A 17,615-nucleotide genomic window follows, 5' to 3' on the forward strand; every position below is an offset into this window, starting at 1 on the left:
CGGAATTACCTCTACGCACGAGTTTTGTATACTCGCCATCATAATTAACCTTCACTGGCGAATAGGTAAAATCCGCATAAAATTACCTGCTCAATCTATAAATTCTTGGCAAACTTATTTTATTTATTTGAATAATTTTATTTTTATTAATTTATGTAAATTTTTGAAGCGTGATCTTCACGATGAAATGTTCTATTTTTTTCTGAACAAATTTTAATCAGTTAGTCGTTTAGGTTAATCTAAGCAAGATCCCCGACTTCTTCAAGAAGTCGGGGATCTGTCTGTATACCGATGCATGACAGATTACCTCCTTGACTGCAACTTGGTATTAGTGGCGTGGCAGTACCCAATCACCACTTCAAAAATGCGGCATCAGCTCCCTGTTCGCGGCGAATCTTGCTGTCTTGTTCAAACCAATCAATCACCTGCTGAGGCGTTAACTCTTCAACAGCCACTCCTGTGTCTTGGGCAATATGGGTTAAAAGGCGCAGGGATGAAATAGTTAATCGGGTTAAAAACTTCTCATGGGATGCGAGTAACGCTTTATCGACTGCAGCAGATTCCTCTGGACTTAAAAATTGTGTTGTCGGTTGTTGGGACATAGGAAAGGGGGGATGAGGGAGCTGGGGGAGCCATGTAGAGACGTAGCATGCTACGTCTGGGAGCAAGGAGAGCCAATTTGTAGGGGCGGGTTTTACCCATAACGTTGTGGCACACAACCGATAACTTAACTAAACCCGCCCTTCTTGGGGAGATGAGCGAGCAAAGGACGAATGACCAAAACCCGCCCTTCTTGGGGAGATGAGGGAGCAAAGGACGAATGACCAATGACCAATGACCAACTATTTCGCCTGAATCAAATAACCACACTGATGTTCTCCATGATTAATCCAGTGAGTGCGCTCGACTTGACAATCGGGTAGGATAGTGGCAAACATTTCTAACTCATGTCCGCAGACGCTGGGAAAGGATTCAGCGACGTTGGAAATCGCACAGTTGTGTTCTCTGAAAATAAACTGTTTATGGGTCTGCTCGCTAGCATCGCTGGATTCGACTGGATACCATTCCGCCATGTATCCTTCACTTTGGCGCAGTTCTACCAATTTGGCGACTCGTTCGGCTAATGAACCTTGACCCAAAAGCTGGCGGTATTCCATGGCTTTGCGTTCCCACTGTTTCTGGAGGATGGTACTCACCTGATCCCGACCCACGGTTTCTTCCAGGGTGTCTAGTAACGACACGGCAAACTCACCATAATGGTTAGGGAAGCGATCGCGTCCTTTTTTGCTCAAGCGGTAAACATGTTGAGGACGCCCCATTCCCATGGATACCGACTTATACTCTATCAGTCCCTCAGCCTCCAAATCCTTCAGGTGACGCCGAATGGCTTGGGGACTAATATCCAGAGCTTCCGCTAATGCATGGGCGATCGCTTGCTCCTGTTTGAGTAAATACTGCAAAATGTCTTGCTTGGTAGAAGATTGCTGAGTGGTGGTCATCGGCTTTTGGGGTGAAATCACACTTGTTTTAGGGCAAGAGAAGAAATTTAGTTGACTTTGACAACATCTTAGTTGTTAATATAACCTACAATAGAGTTAAACAACAAAGGTGTTGTTTTAGTAACAGAGCTAGTGCAACGTTACCGCAATCAGCCCAAACCCTGTCCTACTGGTCACTGAAACAAACCACCTCCTATCCTTAGTAGAAGAGAGAACACACAAGCGAATGACTGCTACCGTTAAAAAATTAGTCAACCAGCCCTACAAGTACGGCTTTGTCACCGATATCGAAGCCGATACCATTCCCCGTGGCTTGAATGAAGACGTAGTCCGGCTGATCTCCGCCAAGAAGAATGAACCGGAGTTCATGCTGGAGTTTCGTCTCAAAGCCTATCGCCAATGGTTAAAGATGGAGGAACCGACGTGGCCCCACGTTAACTATCCGCCCATCAACTATCAGGATATCATTTACTACTCCGCCCCGAAAAAGAAAACGGAAAAGCTGAACAGCCTAGAGGACGTTGATCCCGCCCTCCTGGAAACCTTTGAGAAACTGGGGATTCCCCTATCTGAACAGAAGCGACTGTCTAACGTTGCTGTAGATGCGATTTTCGATAGCGTTTCCGTCGCCACCACATTTAAAGACAAGTTAGCCGAAGCTGGGGTTATCTTCTGTTCCATCTCCGAAGCCCTGCAAGAACACCCAGAATTGCTACAGAAATATCTGGGTAGTGTGGTTCCTGTCGGTGATAATTACTTTGCTGCCCTGAACTCGGCGGTATTTAGTGACGGTTCCTTTGTGTTTATTCCCAAAGGTGTCAAATGTCCCATGGAACTATCCACCTATTTCCGGATTAATACTGGGGACACGGGACAATTTGAGCGCACCCTGATTGTCGCCGAAGAAGGGAGTTCGGTGAGTTACTTAGAAGGGTGTACCGCACCGATGTACGACACCAACCAACTCCACGCCGCCGTTGTCGAACTCGTCACCCTGGATAACGCCGAGATTAAATATTCCACCGTGCAAAACTGGTTCGCGGGTGACGAAAAGGGTAAAGGGGGAATCTATAACTTTGTCACCAAGCGTGGTTTGTGCAAAGGCGTTAACTCCAAGATTTCCTGGACACAGGTAGAAACCGGTTCAGCGATTACCTGGAAATATCCCAGTTGTGTTCTAGTAGGGGATAACTCTGTCGGTGAGTTTTATTCCGTGGCGTTAACCAATAATATGCAGCAAGCCGACACGGGAACCAAAATGGTGCATATTGGCAAAAACACCCGTAGCACGATTATTTCTAAAGGGATTTCCGCTGGTAATTCCAAGAATAGCTATCGGGGATTAGTGAAAGTGAGTCCGAAAGCAAAAGGGGCGCGGAATTATTCCCAATGCGATTCCATGTTGATTGGGGATACCGCTGAGGCGAATACCTTCCCCTATATTCAAGTCGAAAATAATCAGGCTAAGGTTGAACACGAAGCCTCAACCTCAAAAATTGGCGAGGATCAGCTTTTCTACTTTACCCAACGGGGAATCTCAGAAGAAGATGCGGTTTCCATGATAGTCAGTGGTTTCTGTCAGGATGTATTCAACGAACTGCCGATGGAATTTGCCGCTGAAGCCGATAAATTATTGAGTCTGAAATTAGAAGGAGCCGTGGGTTAAGGATTGGAAAAGTACCATGGCGCGTCTGTAGGGGCGGGTTTCACGACTATCGTTTGAAATGGTGCGTTACGCTTCTTCGCTAACGCACCCTACGCACCCTACACCCGCCCCGATTGTAGAGACGTAGTATGCTACGTCTGGAACATCCCATCCCATCTCATCTATCAGAATTGGCAAAACCTTGTAGTAACGAGCAATGATTAGAGAAAATAGCGACGTAATCTTATCCGTCCGCAATTTGACGGCAAATGTTGAAGGACAACAAATTCTTAAAGGCTTAAACCTAGAGGTGAAGGCGGGAGAAATTCACGCCATCATGGGGCAAAATGGCTCAGGTAAAAGCACCTTTTCCAAGCTTTTAGCGGGACATCCCGCCTACGAAGTCACCGGTGGCGAGGTGACATTTCTGGGGCAAAATCTGCTGGAACTCGAACCCGAAGAACGGGCATTATCTGGCATTTTTCTAGCGTTTCAGTATCCCTTAGAAATTCCCGGTGTCAGTAATTTAGACTTTTTGCGCGTCGCCTATAATTCCCGCCGTAAGCATCAGGGATTAGAGGAAATTGATACGTTTGACTTTGAGGATCTCATAGAAGAAAAGCTGGAAATTGTCAAGATGAATCCCAGCTTCTTAGAACGCAGTTTAAATGAAGGCTTCTCTGGCGGCGAGAAGAAGCGGAATGAGATTTTGCAAATGGCGTTGTTAGAACCCAAACTGGCGATTCTGGATGAAACAGACTCTGGTTTGGATATTGACGCCCTGAAGATTGTCGCCAATGGGGTGAATCATTTGGCAAATCCCGACAATGCCATGATTTTGATTACCCACTACCAACGGATGCTCAATTATATTGAACCCGATTATGTCCATGTCATGGCAGGAGGGCGCATTCTCAAAACCGGGGGTAAGGAATTGGCATTAGAATTAGAATCCCGTGGTTATGAGTGGGTGATAGAAGAAGAAGCGGCGGCTGAGGTGATGGTCTGATGAGTATACAACTATCTGCGAAACCGGAAATTTCCTATTTAATGGCGTTATTAGACCAATGTCGCCAAGATGAACCCGTTGTTGGGGGAAATTTAAACAGGTTTCTCCAACAACTGCGCTACCAGGCGGCGGCGATTGTGGAAGAATTGGCAATTCCTACCCGTCGAGATGAAGAATGGCGGTTTACGGATTTGTCGCCGTTATTGGCGGTGAATTTTCAAGGGGTGGAGGCGTTTTTTGAACAATTCCTGCAACACCTAGACTTGACCTCCCTCACCCTACCCGAAACCCCGGATAGTCGATTAGTCTTTGTCAATGGGGTGTATGCGCCAGATTTATCCTCGGTGAGTGGATTACCTGAAGGGGTGTATGTGGGTAATTTGGCGGGTTTACCTGGGGCGTATCAGGAACGAATCCCCAATTATTTAGGCAAGCAACAGGGCGCGTCTGATGTTTTCGCCGCCCTAAATACATCGGGACTCACGGATGCGGCGGTGGTGTGGATACCCAAAAATAGAATAGTCGAGACACCGATTCATCTGCTGTTTATTTCCACCACTGACGACGTACCCGTCATTTGCCAACCGCGCTGTCTGGTGGTTGCTGAAGCGGGTTCGGTGGTGAATCTGATTGAACATTACGCGGCGAATGTAGAAGGATGTCCCGATATTCCGGTAAATCGCCCTTATTTCAATAACCAAGTGACAGAGATTTGGATTGACGATGACGCCCAAGTTATCCATACCCGGAATCAGCGAGAAGCGATTGATGGGTTCCACATTGGTAAAACAGCCGTCACTCAAGCCCGGAATAGCCGTTATACCTGTAATGCGATTAGTTTAGGGGCGAGATTCTCCCGACATAATCTAGAAATTGTGCAGACGGGGGAGGCGACGGAAACCACGCTTAACGGGTTAACCATGATTGGTGGGGAACAGGTAGCCGATACCCACAGTGCTGTACTGTTGAATCATCCTCATGGCATGACCGACCAGTTGCACAAATGTATCATAGATGACCGGGCGCACGGCGTCTTCAATGGTAAGGTTTTCGTGCCGCAAGCGGCTCAATTTACCAATGCGGCTCAATTGAACCGCAATTTATTGCTGTCCGCTAAAGCCCGTGTGAATACCAAGCCCCAACTGGAAATTACGGCAGACCAAGTAAAATGTTCTCACGGTGCGACAGTGAGTCAATTAGACCCAGAGGATGTGTTCTATTTACAAAGTCGGGGACTAAATGAAACCAATGCCCGGAATCTGTTAATTGATGCCTTTGTCGCGGAGATTCTCCAACGGATTCCTGTGGACTCCCTGCGGCAAAGACTTGCCCAATGTGCGATGTGTAGAACAATGTAGAGACGTGCCATGGCACGTCTTTCCGGGGCGGGTTTAGGGATTAAGGTTGATTGTTTTATCTAGTTTTTAGGCAAAACCCGCCCTGAATCTGATCCTTCGCTTCGCTAGTCGGACATGGTTTTGAGTTTTATAATTATTTGACAAATGACAAATGACAAATGACCAATAACAAATGACCAATAACAAATGACCAATGACAAATGACCAATGACGAATAACCAATGACCATCACCCAAGAAAAAACCCTAGCTGCTATCGTCCGTTCTGACTTTCCCATTTTGCAGGAGAAAGTTCACGATAAACCATTGATTTATCTTGACAGTGCGGCTACCTCTCAGAAGCCGTTGGCGGTGCTTAAGGCGCTGCAAAATTACTATGAAAGGGATAACGCCAATGTCCACCGAGGTGCTCATGCGCTGAGTGTCCGGGCGACAGAAGCGTATGAGTCGGCGCGGGATAAGGTGGCGGCGTTTGTGAATGCGGCGTCGCGAAATGAGATTGTGTTTACCCGGAATGCCTCAGAAGCGATTAACCTGGTGGCGTATAGCTGGGGATTAAATCGTTTGCAGCCAGGGGATGAAATAATTCTCTCGGTGATGGAACATCACAGCAACATTGTTCCCTGGCAAATCATTGCCCAGAAGACGGGGGCGGTGTTGAAGTATGTGGAACTGACACAAAGCCAGGAGTTTGATTTAGAACAGTTCAAGTCTCTGATTTCTGAGAAGACGAAGTTAGTTAGTGTGGTGCATGTCTCGAATACGTTGGGGTGTATTAACCCCGTTGAAGAGATTAGTGCGATCGCACATCAGTATGGCGCTAAGGTATTGATTGATGCTTGCCAATCTGTCCCTCATATGCCCATTGATGTGCAGGGGATGGATTGTGACTGGTTAGTCGCATCAGGTCACAAAATGTGTGCGCCCACAGGGATTGGTTTCTTGTATGGCAAATTAGACTTGTTGCTGGACATGCCGCCGTTTATGGGTGGGGGTGAGATGATTTCGGAAGTCTTTCTCGACTATTCCACCTACGCCGAATTGCCCCATAAATTTGAAGCCGGAACACCTGCGATTGGGGAAGCGATCGCGCTGGGTGCGGCGGTAGACTATTTAATGGGGATTGGTATGGATAAAATCCATGCCTATGAGGAGGAACTGACGGCGTATCTGTTCCAGCAGTTACGGGATGTTCCTGATTTGACCCTGTATGGTCCCCAACCGACAGCAGAGGGGAAAGGAAGGGCGGCTTTGGTATCGTTTAATGTAGAGGGATTAGCGGCGAGTGATGTGTCTACTCTATTAGACCATGAAGGGGTAGCAATTCGTTCCGGTCATCATTGTACGCAACCGTTGCACCGCATTTTAGACGTAGCGGGTTCGGCGCGGGCGAGTTTGTATTTCTACAATACGCGGGAAGAGATTGACGTGTTTGTTCAGGCGTTGACAGAGACGATTGACTTTTTTAAAAGCGTTATGGAGTAGAGTTTTGGGGTGGGCAATGCCTACCCTAAAGTCATGCTTCAATTAGCCCTCAACTAAAGTTGGGGCTAAAAGCTTAAACCCGTTAAAACGGGTTAAAAGACTTACCCCGTAGGCTGAGGCTAAATTGAGGTTAAAGATAATAAATTTATTTCCTGGCTATATGAGTCAGTAACATTAAGGAGCGTGCCATTCAACTGAGATTATAGATATGTTGACAATCTCAACGCTAGCTGAACAACGAACTATCCTGCACAATATTACCTGGCAAACGTTTGAAGCTTTATTGGCAGAAACTGGTGAAGACAGGGGGTATCGATTTGCTTATGACGGCGGCACGTTGGAAATTATGACGCCTCGTTTTGACTATGAAAATCCCAAAGCTAATTTGGGTAATTTCATTATTGCATTAGCCGAAGAGTTAGATATTGAGATAAAAAGCGCTGGTTCAACAACACTAAAACGAGAAATAGTCAAGCAGGGTATAGAGCCTGATAATTGTTATTATATCGAAAATGAACCCGCTGTTAGAGGTCGGCAAGACATTGATTTAGAAACTGATCCGCCGCCTGACTTAGCGATTGAAATTGATATTACCAGTAGTTCTGTAGATAAGTTGAGGATTTACTCGGCGCTAGGTGTTCCTGAACTTTGGCGGTATAACGGGCAAGTTTTGCGATTCTATCAACTGGTAGAAGGACAATATGTTGAGTGTGAATCTAGTCTAGCTTTTCCTTTGGTATCCGTGAGTGAAATGAGCCGATTTCTTCAACAGCGTAAAACAATGGGCGAAATTGCTCTGTTGAAAGGGTTTCGCGCTTGGGTGAGAGAAAATTTATAAATTAAGCATGAAATACAGGTGGGGTATCGCTAAAATAGGGGAATAAGCTGTCACGCATTTAAAATTGGGTATTAGTAGCGAGCAAGATGCAAAGCCGGCGGCATGGCTTCGCTAAACGCACTACAAGGATTTCGTCCTTATCACCTTAGGAGTCATCAGCGATGGGCATTGAGAATAGAAGATGGAAAGGATTATTTGCTCCCACTGAAGTTGTTGAACTCAAACAGATGTGTCTAACCCCTGGACAGATGTTTCAACCGGGAAAATATAAGGCTGAAGATTTACCGGAAATTGCCTTTGAAATGGGTTTGGTTGAGAGTGTGAAAACTGGGGAAACTCCAAAGAATAAAGTTGATCCGGGTGCTGAAAACGAGTAAGCTAAGACGCATTTAAATTGTGTATTTCCTGTTGCCTGTTGCCTAATATTAACCTTATGTGGAATGTCACGATCCTTAAGGCTGGTGGGCAATGCCCACCCTACTTCGCTTTTTTTTTGCACGGAATGTAGGATTCAAAGCCTTCTCAAGAGCAGGAGAGAGGTTTGGAGAGAGGTTTTCCAGATCCCGTGAAAAGTAAGGTTCCCTGTTACCTGTTTCCTAATCTCAACCGTTAACTTTCTACTTATGACAACCAACCCTTATGCTTGGTTAGAAGACTCTCTTTCTACTATCCACAAAGCTAACTGGTATCGTTCAGTGCAAACGCTGCAAAATCGTCCCGGTGCGGTGGTAAAACTGGAAGGGCGAGAGGTGATTAATTTTGCCAGTAATGATTATTTAGGATTGGCGGGAGATGAGCGTTTAATTCAAGCCGCGATGACAGCAACTCAGCACTATGGTACAGGTAGTACCGGTTCTCGGTTACTCAGTGGACATCGGGAATTGCATCGAGAATTGGAATGCGCGATCGCATCTCTGAAACAAACCGAAGATGCATTGGTGTTTAGTTCGGGCTACCTGGCGAATTTAGGTGCGATCGCGGCTTTAATGGGGAAGCGAGATCTGATTCTGGCGGATCAGTATAATCACTCTAGCCTCAAGAATGGGGCAATTTTAAGTGGTGCGACGGTAATCAACTATAGCCATAGGGATATGGAAGATTTAAAGCATCAACTGGTTCACCATCGCTACAATTACCGCCGTTGTCTCATCGTTACCGATAGCGTTTTTAGTATGGATGGAGATTTATGTCCGTTGCCAGAAATTCTATCACTCGCTAATCAATTTAGCTGCATGGTATTAGTAGATGAAGCCCACGCGACTGGTGTTTTAGGCGTTACAGGTGCAGGCTGTGTGGAACATTTTGGCTGTACGGAATACCCCTTAATTCAAATGGGAACGTTGAGTAAAGCATTGGGAAGTTTGGGGGGATATATCGCCGGTTCAGCGACTCTAATTGATTTCCTGAGAAATCGCGCCCCTAGCTGGATTTATACTACTGGACTATCTCCGGCTGATACGGCGGCGGCGTTAACAGCGATTGAAATTGTTCAAACAGAACCGCAACGTCGCGATCGACTTTGGCAGAATGTAGAGATGCTCAAGTCTTTGATTCAGCAAACGTTATCTGGGCTGAATATATTACCATCTGAATCTCCAATTCTGTGCCTTCAATTTCCTAATGTCGAAGATGTTTTGAATATGGCACAACAGCTAAAAACGGCAGGTATTTTTGCCCCAGCGATTCGTCCTCCCACTGTCCCCACAAGTCGAATTCGCATTTCTGTCATGGCAACTCATGAACCCACCCACTTTCAGTTATTGGTGAAATCAATTCTGCGTGGGTTGGCTTAATGATGGGTTGCTGAATAAGTGCTGTGGTGAGGGGGAGATGGGGAAGATGAGGAAGATGAGGAAGATGAGGAAGATGAGGAAATTGTAGGGGCGGGTTTTACCATTAACATTTGGTTTTCACCCTGATGTCACTAAACCCGCCCCAACGAATGACAGACTTACTCGGAAGTCGATGAGAACTCGATAAGAACTCGAACAACTCCATCACGAACTCAAATCACCACCGGATTTAATAGCAATTAGCAAGAGAAAACCCTTGCTATTAACCGAGTTCACGAGGACATTCATGTGTTATCCCAGATTTTGGCACAGGCGACGACTCAATCAACTTTTCGGATTACTCCACCTATATGTTGGCTGATTGCAGGTGTTCTACTTTGCCTAGTTGAATTCTTTATACCCAAATCTTGGGCGAAGCGATGCCGATTTATTGCCCTGATGATGGGTGTAGCTGCGCTACTTGTCTCATTTATTGTATGGCAGGGCGCGATCGCACTGGGGTTTGAGTGGCAATTCCTGATGTATGACGGGTTTAGCTTACAGGTGATGTATTGGATGGGATTATCCTTTGCGTTTGCGATCTGGTTGCGCCCTATGTTGATTCGACGCCCTAAATATACTATCCCAGAGGCGACTCAAGCCCAGGTGTTAACCGAGATCTTACCGGGAGAAACGGGACGAGTGATGTATGAGGGTTCCTCTTGGCAAGCCTGTTGTGCCGATTCCCAACTTGCGATCGCACCTAACCAAACGGTGTATGTGTTGCGGCGAGAGGATAATACCTTGATTGTCATGCCATGAGTTGGTCATTCGTCTTATGTCATTCGTCCTTCTATTTGAAAATAGTCAGATGTTCACATTGCTGTTAATGCAGACAGAAGTGAATCGCATTGATGCCCAAACAATTCTGGCACAAGCGACTACGAAGTCAGCCTTTATCCCTCATCCATCCCTATTCTGGTTAGGTAGCGGTGTTGTACTTTGCCTACTGGAGTTGTTTCTGCCGAAAGCCTTCAGCCAAAAATTCCGACTTGTGCCTCTATCAATGGGAATTATTTCCCTAATCATAGCGTTTAGCTTGTTTAGAATGACAAGATTTGTCGCATTTCGCTGGCAGGTGGCTTACTGGATGCTACTGTCTACAGCCTCCATTATCTGGATACGTCCGATGTTACTGAAGCGGAAAAAATTTAAAGTGCCAGAAGCAACGGAAGCCCGCACGTTAACTGAAATTTTCCCTGGAGAAACCGGACGAGTTCTCTATGAAGGCAGTTCTTGGGCGGCGCGTTGTCAGGAATGGCAAATGAGGATTCCTGTCAATCAAACCGTTTATGTGGTTGGACAAGAGGATAACACATTAATTGTTTTGCCGGAACATTTATTTCGAGCGTAATGGGTTCATTATCCGTGGTATTCGCCAAACATCAAGCCAGTACCATTTAATGGCTGAGTCGTTTACATTCATCGAATTGTATCTCAAGAGGAGAATTTAAAATGTATCAGTGGTTTTTTATGGCATTTATCGCCTTGACTGGTACTACCTTGGCAGGTAGTGTCAAAATCATTAAGCAGGGAGAAGAGGCGTTAGTTGAAACTCTGGGTCGATATGATGGTAAAAAATTAGAACCCGGTCTAAATTTTGTCATTCCGTTTCTCGATCAGATTGCCTGTCAGCAAACGATTCGGGAACAAGTGTTAGAAATTCCACCGCAAAATTGCATTACCCGTGATAATGTTTCGATTAGTGTCGATGCTGTGGTATATTGGCGGGTAATTAATCTGGAAAAATCCTATTACAAAGTTCAGAATCTGAAAGCCGCGATGGTGAATTTAGTGTTAACTCAAATTCGCTCAGAAATGGGGAAACTTGAACTGAACCAAACCTTTACCGCCCGCACTGAAGTGAATGAGATGCTATTGCGGGAATTAGATATTGCCACAGCACCGTGGGGAGTCAAGGTAACGCGGGTAGAATTGCGGGATATTGTTCCTTCAAAAACCGTGCAAGGGGCAATGGAATTACAGATGTCAGCCGAACGGAAAAAACAGGCAGCAATTCTGACATCAGAAGGAGAACGAGAAGCAGTAGTTAATAGTGCCAGAGGGGAAGCTGAGGCACAAATTATTGATGCAGAAGCGCGTCAACGAGCCGCTATTTTGGAGGCGGAAGCGCAACAAAAGCAGCAAGTTCTCAAGGCGCAAGGGACAGCCGCCGCGATGGATATTATTGGCAAAAAGTTAAACGCTGCTTCCTCATCAGCCCAAGCACTACAGTTTTTATTGGCACAAAACTATTTGGATATGGGGATAAAAATTGGTAGTAGTAACAGCAGCAAGATCATGTTTATGGACCCGCGCACGATTCCAGCGACGTTAGATGGGATTGGTTCGATAATAACAGAGGAGAGTAATGGAGAGTTGAGTAAGTTGGCTTAGAATTAATTGCATCGGGTGCGTTAGCGAAGTTTAACGCACCTAAAATGCTGATTTTTTATGGGCTAATTGTAAAGGCTTAATCCCAATGAATATTCATTTAAAGACTCCGCCGATGAGTTCACACTCTTGAAAGGATGGCTATTTCTAAGCAAACCTATCGTGGCTGTTACTGACTGACAAATTTTTATAAAATCGTCAGGTAACTGTTGAGAATTATCCCTGTTGCTATAGAAGCGTCAATTGCTTAGGAAATCCAAGAATGTAATTTTCTATTTCTGGTGAGCAATCCCTGAGCAAAGTTGGTGACAAATATAATGACTCTACTGTTATTTCCTGTTTACCTAAAAGTGTTGCCTGTGATGAACGTCCTACCTCGATTTGAATTTTCTTAAGACCCAGATATTCCGGTAGTTTCTTACCAAATATTTTATTGCCCCGTTTACCATCGTAACTAATTGCAAATTTTATTGCTTTTCTGTTTAATACTTCTATAGCTGAAACAAATTCATCAAAACTAATCCCAGAGCAGTATCTAGAGTCTCTATTCCCACATACTCCTTGGTAGGGAGGGTCCATGTAGACAAAATCAGTATTGTCAACCTTGGCTAAAACATTTTTATAATCGAGAGCCGTAAATAAACATTTATTTTTTAGCAAATGAGAAACTCCTTCAATATTCTGTCGCATTTTTTCAGGGCGGGTACCTTTCCTACGCTTATCTGGGCTTTGATTAAATAAACCATCGCTATTGTATCGGACAGAACCCTTTACACACCGGGAGAGCAGATAGAGGAACAAGAAAGGGTCATTTGTTTTATTAAATTCATCTCTAATCTTATAATAGTGTTCTACCGAGTTCCCATGTTGCTCATTCCATATTTTTGTATATAAATATGCTGTTTTATCGGGCTGTTCAATAATTAACTCTAGTAACTTAATTAAAGGCAGATTCAAATCATTAATCCAAAACTTTTGACTAACCTGCCGTGCAGCAGCAGCGATACTAATCGCGGCAGTTCCTGAAAATGGCTCTACTAACCTTCCTATTTTATTAGGCAGGAATCTGAGAATGTCTGAGGCAAGATTCCTTTTACTTCCCTGATACTGGATTGGATGCGGAAGATTAGCCATCTTAATCTAAGGAGAAATGCGTGAGTACACTGCGGCAGTAATTTATACCTATCTCTATACTAATTAAGTTTACCATTTACAGAGGTGGTTCTACGAATTGTCTTTCTGAGGAAAGGTGGAAAATTGCGATCGCGTCCGTGGCTCTCGATGAGTGTATCCCTGGCGTCCCCTGGCTCACGTTTGCCAAACAGGAAATATCGGTCACTCCGTTATACAATTAGCTAGTTAAACTACGCCACACCTGGACAAATGGGAATGACAGGAATCGAACCTGCAACCCAGTGATTAAGAGTCACCTGCTCTGCCAATTGAGCTACATTCCCTGATTAAACCCCTACGACATCGCTGCCGTACCACGGTTTTCAAGACCGCTTGCCGTCCATTCAGCGGCATCTTCCATTCAAGGGTGTCTGACGGGACTTGAACCCGCTATTGACTTGTTCCACAAACAAGCGCCGCAACCGCTTTGGCTTCAGACACCATCATGGATCTGGCGGGGGTCGAACCCGCAACCTCCTGTGTGCAAAACAGGCGTTCTCCCATTAGAACTACAGACCCTAAGTGGGTGGACACAATCAAAGCTAACGGTGGAGATTGTCATTCGTCATTTGTCATTTGTCATTTGTCATTTGTCATTTGTAAGAGGTTGACACAATATCTCTCGCACTGCCATTAAAATCTCTCCCAATCGATTTTTACCACTGCCATCTTTTCCGCATCCCCAGTAGTAATCAATGGGGGAATTCTCTATAATCAACTCATTCCCTGTCGCCAAAAGTATTTCGCGGATATCAGCATGAGTTTCAAACTTATGCAAAACTCCCTGCTTCATAATTTCATCCTTGACCTGTTCCCAATCACTTCGGATAGGGTGTTCCCGACTTCTGCCCATATTGGCAGCGTCTTTGGGCGTCTTCACCTCACGGATTTTGTCGAACCAAGGATGATCTGTCTCGACAAATTTCTGGGCTTGAAAGTAATGTTCACTCGTTGCCCACCAACAACCATCTAACTCAAAACCATGGCGAGAAAAGTTGGAAAAGCAACCGTAGGGTTTTTCACGGGTGCTGTAGAAGTAGACAGGCATATTTTTAATTGGTATTTTTGTACTATTATAATCCATGTCCTGTAATTGTGCGATCGCCCTCGCGTGCAAGTTACCAGAGCGTTGTATTGTGCGCCTTCTCAGTTACTAGAGGAACTCCGCCGATGAGTTATTACACACTCTTTAAAGGATAGCTACCTCTAAGCCAACCTATCGGGTTCTTCGCACTCCCCGTTCTCAAACGCCCACTGTTATTGGAACAGTGTTACTCTTCCTCTCGTACTAAGTATGTAAGCTCTTAGAAGTCAGGGCACGCAAGGCGCGATCGCACGGTCTGTTGAGTCAAAGAAAATAACCTCCTTTTTGAACGGTATTCAACGCCCCCACCAGGATTTGAACCTGGAACTCTCAGCTTAGAAGGCTGCTGCTCTATCCCTTGAGCTATGGGGGCTTATATTTCGTCATTTGTCATTTGTCATTTGTCTGAAAATCGCTTCTGAAATTCGGTGATTATCCTTTTTTGTTTTGTCGAATCAAGGACAGAAAATAACATTTTTTTGAATTGTCCCAAAAATTGACCATTGGGTAATAAAAAATCAGCAAACATTTGGGCAACTATTGAGGGTTCATTCTGAAAAACGCCACACCCCCAAGCGCCTAAAACGAGTGCATCACATCCCTGTTCAACTGCTAAACTCAACACTTTAGCACCACGACTATACAAAACATCACCTAGTCTTGACCCATCTTTTGGTTGATTGCGCCAAATTGCACCCGCATTGGGAGCAGGACTCGTAATAAAATCGACACAATAGGGTTGCTCTAGTAATGTGCCATCATCTTTACGAAAAATTGGACAATCTGGGGAATAAATGATCCGATCTGAGTAGAGGAGTGATTTATGGGAACGATGATAGTCATAATAGTCGGGACATTGTAACAAGCTTTTGTAGAGGGCAGAACTTCTAGCTAGACTTTCTTCCTGGGCTTGTGCGCCCTTGATAAAGCCACCGCCAGGGTTTTTAGCTGAAGCAAAGTTAAGGACGCCAATCTTGTGAAACTGTTGGGATTTTGCCATGCGTTCTGATCCGAGCAAAGTTGTCTCATTCCTGACTTCAAATTCAGTTGTAGAGAATTTGGGAGTGCTGGAGAGAACATTTTGTTCGAGAGTCGAGAGGCTGTCTGGGTCATAGTATTTTGTCTGCGCCAAACAAGCGTTTAAATCTTGAGTAATATCAACCCGTTGACCCGTCGGAGAGTCGTAATAGCCAGCATCAAGAATCTTGAGTGTATCTTGCGCGATCGCAATCCGGTTCATAAGTAATAATTTATACCTTATACGTCAATTGTAGGGGTAGATTTAGCCCTCTGTAGGGGCGGGTTTAGGGACTCAATTAGATGGTCACCGATAAATGAACAACAAAACCCGCCCTCCCCACCGATAAATGAACAACAAAACTCGCCCTGAGTTATCAATCATCAACTGGAAAATCTAATGCTAGGATTAATTAATCTGTTTGTAGTAAGCGCTTCAGCGCTTCTTCTGGCACGAAGCGTGCCTACTACGAACGAACCCCCGAAAACTATGTCCTCGCCACGCCCTGTGAGAATTGAACTCACTGTTTCAGCCTCCCATCCCAAGTTACTGGAAGGTTTAGAAACCTGGTTGCGCTTGGGTTTAATCAGTGATGCCCAAGTTAAGCAACTCGGTCGAATCTATCTATCTTGTCGCCTCCCGCAACCAGAGATTGCGCCGCTTCCATCTCGCCCCCAATCCCGAAAGGTGGAAACGAAGGTAGAGGAACCCGTTGTAACTGTGTCGCCTTTATCCCGCATCTGGCAGTCATGGCAAGAAGAACTAAGTGTACGCTGGCTGCTGTTTCTGGGTGTCTTTCTGGTTGTTGTCTCCTCCGGTGTCCTCGCCGCGACTCAATGGCAGAATTTTCCGCCAGCGGGACAGTATGGTGTGTTATGGGCATATACCGTTATCTTTTGGGGAATTAGCCTGTGGGCGGGAAAACGTTCTAATTTAAAGTTAACCTCTCAAACCTTGCAACTGATTGCCCTGCTTTTAGTCCCCGTTAATTTTTGGGCAATGGATGGTTTTGGCTTATGGCGTCATCCCTGGGAATGGATTGTTGTTGGGGTGGCGGCGTTAACCCTAACGGGTATTACGGTTATCAATCAGTCTATTCAAACCAACTCATTCCGGCTTACCTCCCGCGCTTCCCTAATTTTATGGTTGAGTTATTTGCACTGGGGTTGGAATTGGTCCGAGGTTCCATTAGTCGCCGTTTATTTAGGGGTCATCGGCACCGCGATGTTTCTCCCCTCCGCCGCTTCAACCCCTCGCGCTTCCCCCTCTTTGCCAAATAATGCACCCACGGGTAGTTTAGTGGTGATTTATGCCCTCACGGTGTTGTTAGGACGGGCAATTTTCGTGATGAATGTGCCAATTGTCCAACTCGGTTTGGCGATGGGAATTTGTGGTTGGTTGTTGGCGCGACAGGGAAAACCTCCAGCCGTCTCACGAGAGTCTGTTTCCTCCTTTAGTACAAAAGTCTGGGATGGAATTGGTGGCGGGTTACTGTTGATGGGTTGGTTGGTTTCGGTAGGAGAAGACATTCCTTGGCAAGCCACGGCGGTTAGTGGGTTGGCGATGGGGTTTTTCGCCCAGCGCTTACAGTATTCTCGGCGGCGTCGGGATTTAGCTGCCATTTTTATTATTGGCTTGCAGACGCTGTTTTTACTATGGCGATTAATCCCTGCTGCGGTACGAGAAGATGTAATCGCATTCCTCTCTCAACATGTGGGTTCAAACGTGGAAGCCTTGTGGGGTGTCGCCCTATTTCCCTACCTTATTCTGTGGGTAGGTTTGACCGATTGGCTATATCGGAAGTCGAACCCTAAATTAGCCCGGTTTGGGGAAGGACTCACATTCGGATTGGGTGTGATGTTAACAGTAATCAGTACCCTAAATCCGACGGCGCGATCGCTCAATCTGTTACTCTCCACCATAACCCTTGCTATTGTTACTCATCGCCGCCCTCCGCTGCGAATTCCTCTAGTTTATCTCACCCATATCGCCGGATTATTAACCATCTGTTCGTTTATCGATGGATGGTTTCCAACTCTCAGCGAACCACTTTGGGCAAGTTTATTGTTGGCGCTAATGGTGGCAGAATGGAGTCTGAGTATAAGGGAGAAGGCTTTTAGAAGGCAGGAGGCAGAGGGCAGGAGGCAGGAGGTTTCCAGAAGACAGGAAGGACAAACGGTAGCAGCGAATCCCCCATCTCCTGTCCCCAAACAGATTTGGTATCGCAGTTGTTGGCACATTGGTTTTGTCCTCGCTGGAATTAGTTATGTGTTACTGGCTG

The 17,615-nt window shown here is 45.5% G+C and carries 15 protein-coding genes, 4 tRNA genes and 1 pseudogene; 11 read left to right on the forward strand and 9 right to left on the reverse strand.

All coding sequences use genetic code 11. The annotated features are described in order from the left end of the window. Window positions 1-350: 350 nt before the first annotated feature. Both ACLFWI_RS11380 and sufR read right to left on the reverse strand, forming a co-directional pair. Complete coding sequence (locus tag ACLFWI_RS11380; protein ID WP_446369549.1) at window positions 351-602, reverse strand: hypothetical protein; 252 nt, start codon at window positions 600-602, stop codon at window positions 351-353. A gap of 240 nt (window positions 603-842) precedes the next feature. After that, window positions 843-1,499, reverse strand: a complete 657-nt coding sequence (gene sufR, locus ACLFWI_RS11385) for an iron-sulfur cluster biosynthesis transcriptional regulator SufR (RefSeq protein ID WP_446413044.1) — start codon at window positions 1,497-1,499, stop codon at window positions 843-845. Window positions 1,500-1,725: 226 nt separating this feature from the next. Here sufR and sufB point away from each other — a divergent pair, with 226 nt between their 5' ends. From sufB to ACLFWI_RS11435, 10 genes are all read left to right on the forward strand, one after another. Next, on the forward strand, window positions 1,726-3,165 hold the full coding sequence (gene sufB / locus ACLFWI_RS11390) for a Fe-S cluster assembly protein SufB (RefSeq protein WP_446413045.1): 1,440 nt from the start codon (window positions 1,726-1,728) through the stop codon (window positions 3,163-3,165). A gap of 196 nt (window positions 3,166-3,361) precedes the next feature. Beyond that, the gene (gene sufC / locus ACLFWI_RS11395) at window positions 3,362-4,153 is read left to right on the forward strand and encodes a Fe-S cluster assembly ATPase SufC (RefSeq protein WP_446413046.1); all 792 of its coding nucleotides are present in this window, start codon (window positions 3,362-3,364) and stop codon (window positions 4,151-4,153) included. Further along, window positions 4,153-5,511: a Fe-S cluster assembly protein SufD gene (gene sufD, locus ACLFWI_RS11400; RefSeq protein ID WP_446413047.1), complete on the forward strand. Its 1,359-nt coding sequence runs from the start codon at window positions 4,153-4,155 to the stop codon at window positions 5,509-5,511. The genes sufC and sufD overlap by 1 nt, the downstream gene beginning before the upstream one ends. 221 nt (window positions 5,512-5,732) lie before the next feature. Further along, window positions 5,733-6,995, forward strand: coding sequence for a SufS family cysteine desulfurase (locus tag ACLFWI_RS11405; RefSeq protein ID WP_446413048.1), 1,263 nt, complete (start codon window positions 5,733-5,735; stop codon window positions 6,993-6,995). 208 nt (window positions 6,996-7,203) lie between these two features. Next, window positions 7,204-7,833: a Uma2 family endonuclease gene (locus tag ACLFWI_RS11410; protein WP_446413049.1), complete on the forward strand. Its 630-nt coding sequence runs from the start codon at window positions 7,204-7,206 to the stop codon at window positions 7,831-7,833. 161 nt (window positions 7,834-7,994) lie between these two features. Then, complete coding sequence (locus ACLFWI_RS11415; RefSeq protein ID WP_446408921.1) at window positions 7,995-8,210, forward strand: hypothetical protein; 216 nt, start codon at window positions 7,995-7,997, stop codon at window positions 8,208-8,210. Between the two features lie 246 nt (window positions 8,211-8,456). After that, the gene (bioF, locus tag ACLFWI_RS11420; RefSeq protein WP_446413050.1) at window positions 8,457-9,626 is read left to right on the forward strand and encodes an 8-amino-7-oxononanoate synthase; all 1,170 of its coding nucleotides are present in this window, start codon (window positions 8,457-8,459) and stop codon (window positions 9,624-9,626) included. Between the two features lie 288 nt (window positions 9,627-9,914). Continuing rightward, window positions 9,915-10,427: an NfeD family protein gene (locus tag ACLFWI_RS11425; protein WP_446413051.1), complete on the forward strand. Its 513-nt coding sequence runs from the start codon at window positions 9,915-9,917 to the stop codon at window positions 10,425-10,427. Window positions 10,428-10,443: 16 nt separating this feature from the next. Continuing rightward, window positions 10,444-11,019: an NfeD family protein gene (locus tag ACLFWI_RS11430; protein WP_446413052.1), complete on the forward strand. Its 576-nt coding sequence runs from the start codon at window positions 10,444-10,446 to the stop codon at window positions 11,017-11,019. Window positions 11,020-11,120: 101 nt separating this feature from the next. Further along, complete coding sequence (locus tag ACLFWI_RS11435; protein WP_446413053.1) at window positions 11,121-12,062, forward strand: SPFH domain-containing protein; 942 nt, start codon at window positions 11,121-11,123, stop codon at window positions 12,060-12,062. A 225-nt stretch (window positions 12,063-12,287) separates the two neighbouring features. Here the strand turns inward: ACLFWI_RS11435 and ACLFWI_RS11440 are convergent, their stop codons facing one another. The 7 genes from ACLFWI_RS11440 to ACLFWI_RS11470 form a co-directional block, all read right to left on the reverse strand. Then, entirely contained in the window at window positions 12,288-13,193 is a 906-nt protein-coding gene (locus ACLFWI_RS11440; RefSeq protein WP_446413054.1) for a Dam family site-specific DNA-(adenine-N6)-methyltransferase, read from the reverse strand. A 250-nt stretch (window positions 13,194-13,443) separates the two neighbouring features. Continuing rightward, window positions 13,444-13,516 (reverse strand) — tRNA-Lys (locus ACLFWI_RS11445). Window positions 13,517-13,598: 82 nt separating this feature from the next. Further along, a tRNA-His gene (locus ACLFWI_RS11450) sits at window positions 13,599-13,673 on the reverse strand. A gap of 5 nt (window positions 13,674-13,678) precedes the next feature. Further along, window positions 13,679-13,751: transfer RNA gene (locus tag ACLFWI_RS11455), tRNA-Ala, on the reverse strand. Between the two features lie 67 nt (window positions 13,752-13,818). Continuing rightward, window positions 13,819-14,280, reverse strand: coding sequence for an NADAR family protein (locus tag ACLFWI_RS11460; RefSeq protein ID WP_446413056.1), 462 nt, complete (start codon window positions 14,278-14,280; stop codon window positions 13,819-13,821). A 336-nt stretch (window positions 14,281-14,616) separates the two neighbouring features. Beyond that, a tRNA-Arg gene (locus tag ACLFWI_RS11465) sits at window positions 14,617-14,689 on the reverse strand. A gap of 24 nt (window positions 14,690-14,713) precedes the next feature. Beyond that, window positions 14,714-15,556: a TIGR02452 family protein gene (locus ACLFWI_RS11470; protein ID WP_446413055.1), complete on the reverse strand. Its 843-nt coding sequence runs from the start codon at window positions 15,554-15,556 to the stop codon at window positions 14,714-14,716. Window positions 15,557-15,823: 267 nt separating this feature from the next. Here ACLFWI_RS11470 and ACLFWI_RS11475 point away from each other — a divergent pair. Continuing rightward, window positions 15,824-17,615: pseudogene (locus ACLFWI_RS11475) on the forward strand (DUF2157 domain-containing protein); the annotation flags it as partial.

Source organism: Coleofasciculus sp. (assembly GCF_046539235.1).
Taxonomy (GTDB): domain Bacteria; phylum Cyanobacteriota; class Cyanobacteriia; order Cyanobacteriales; family Coleofasciculaceae; genus Coleofasciculus.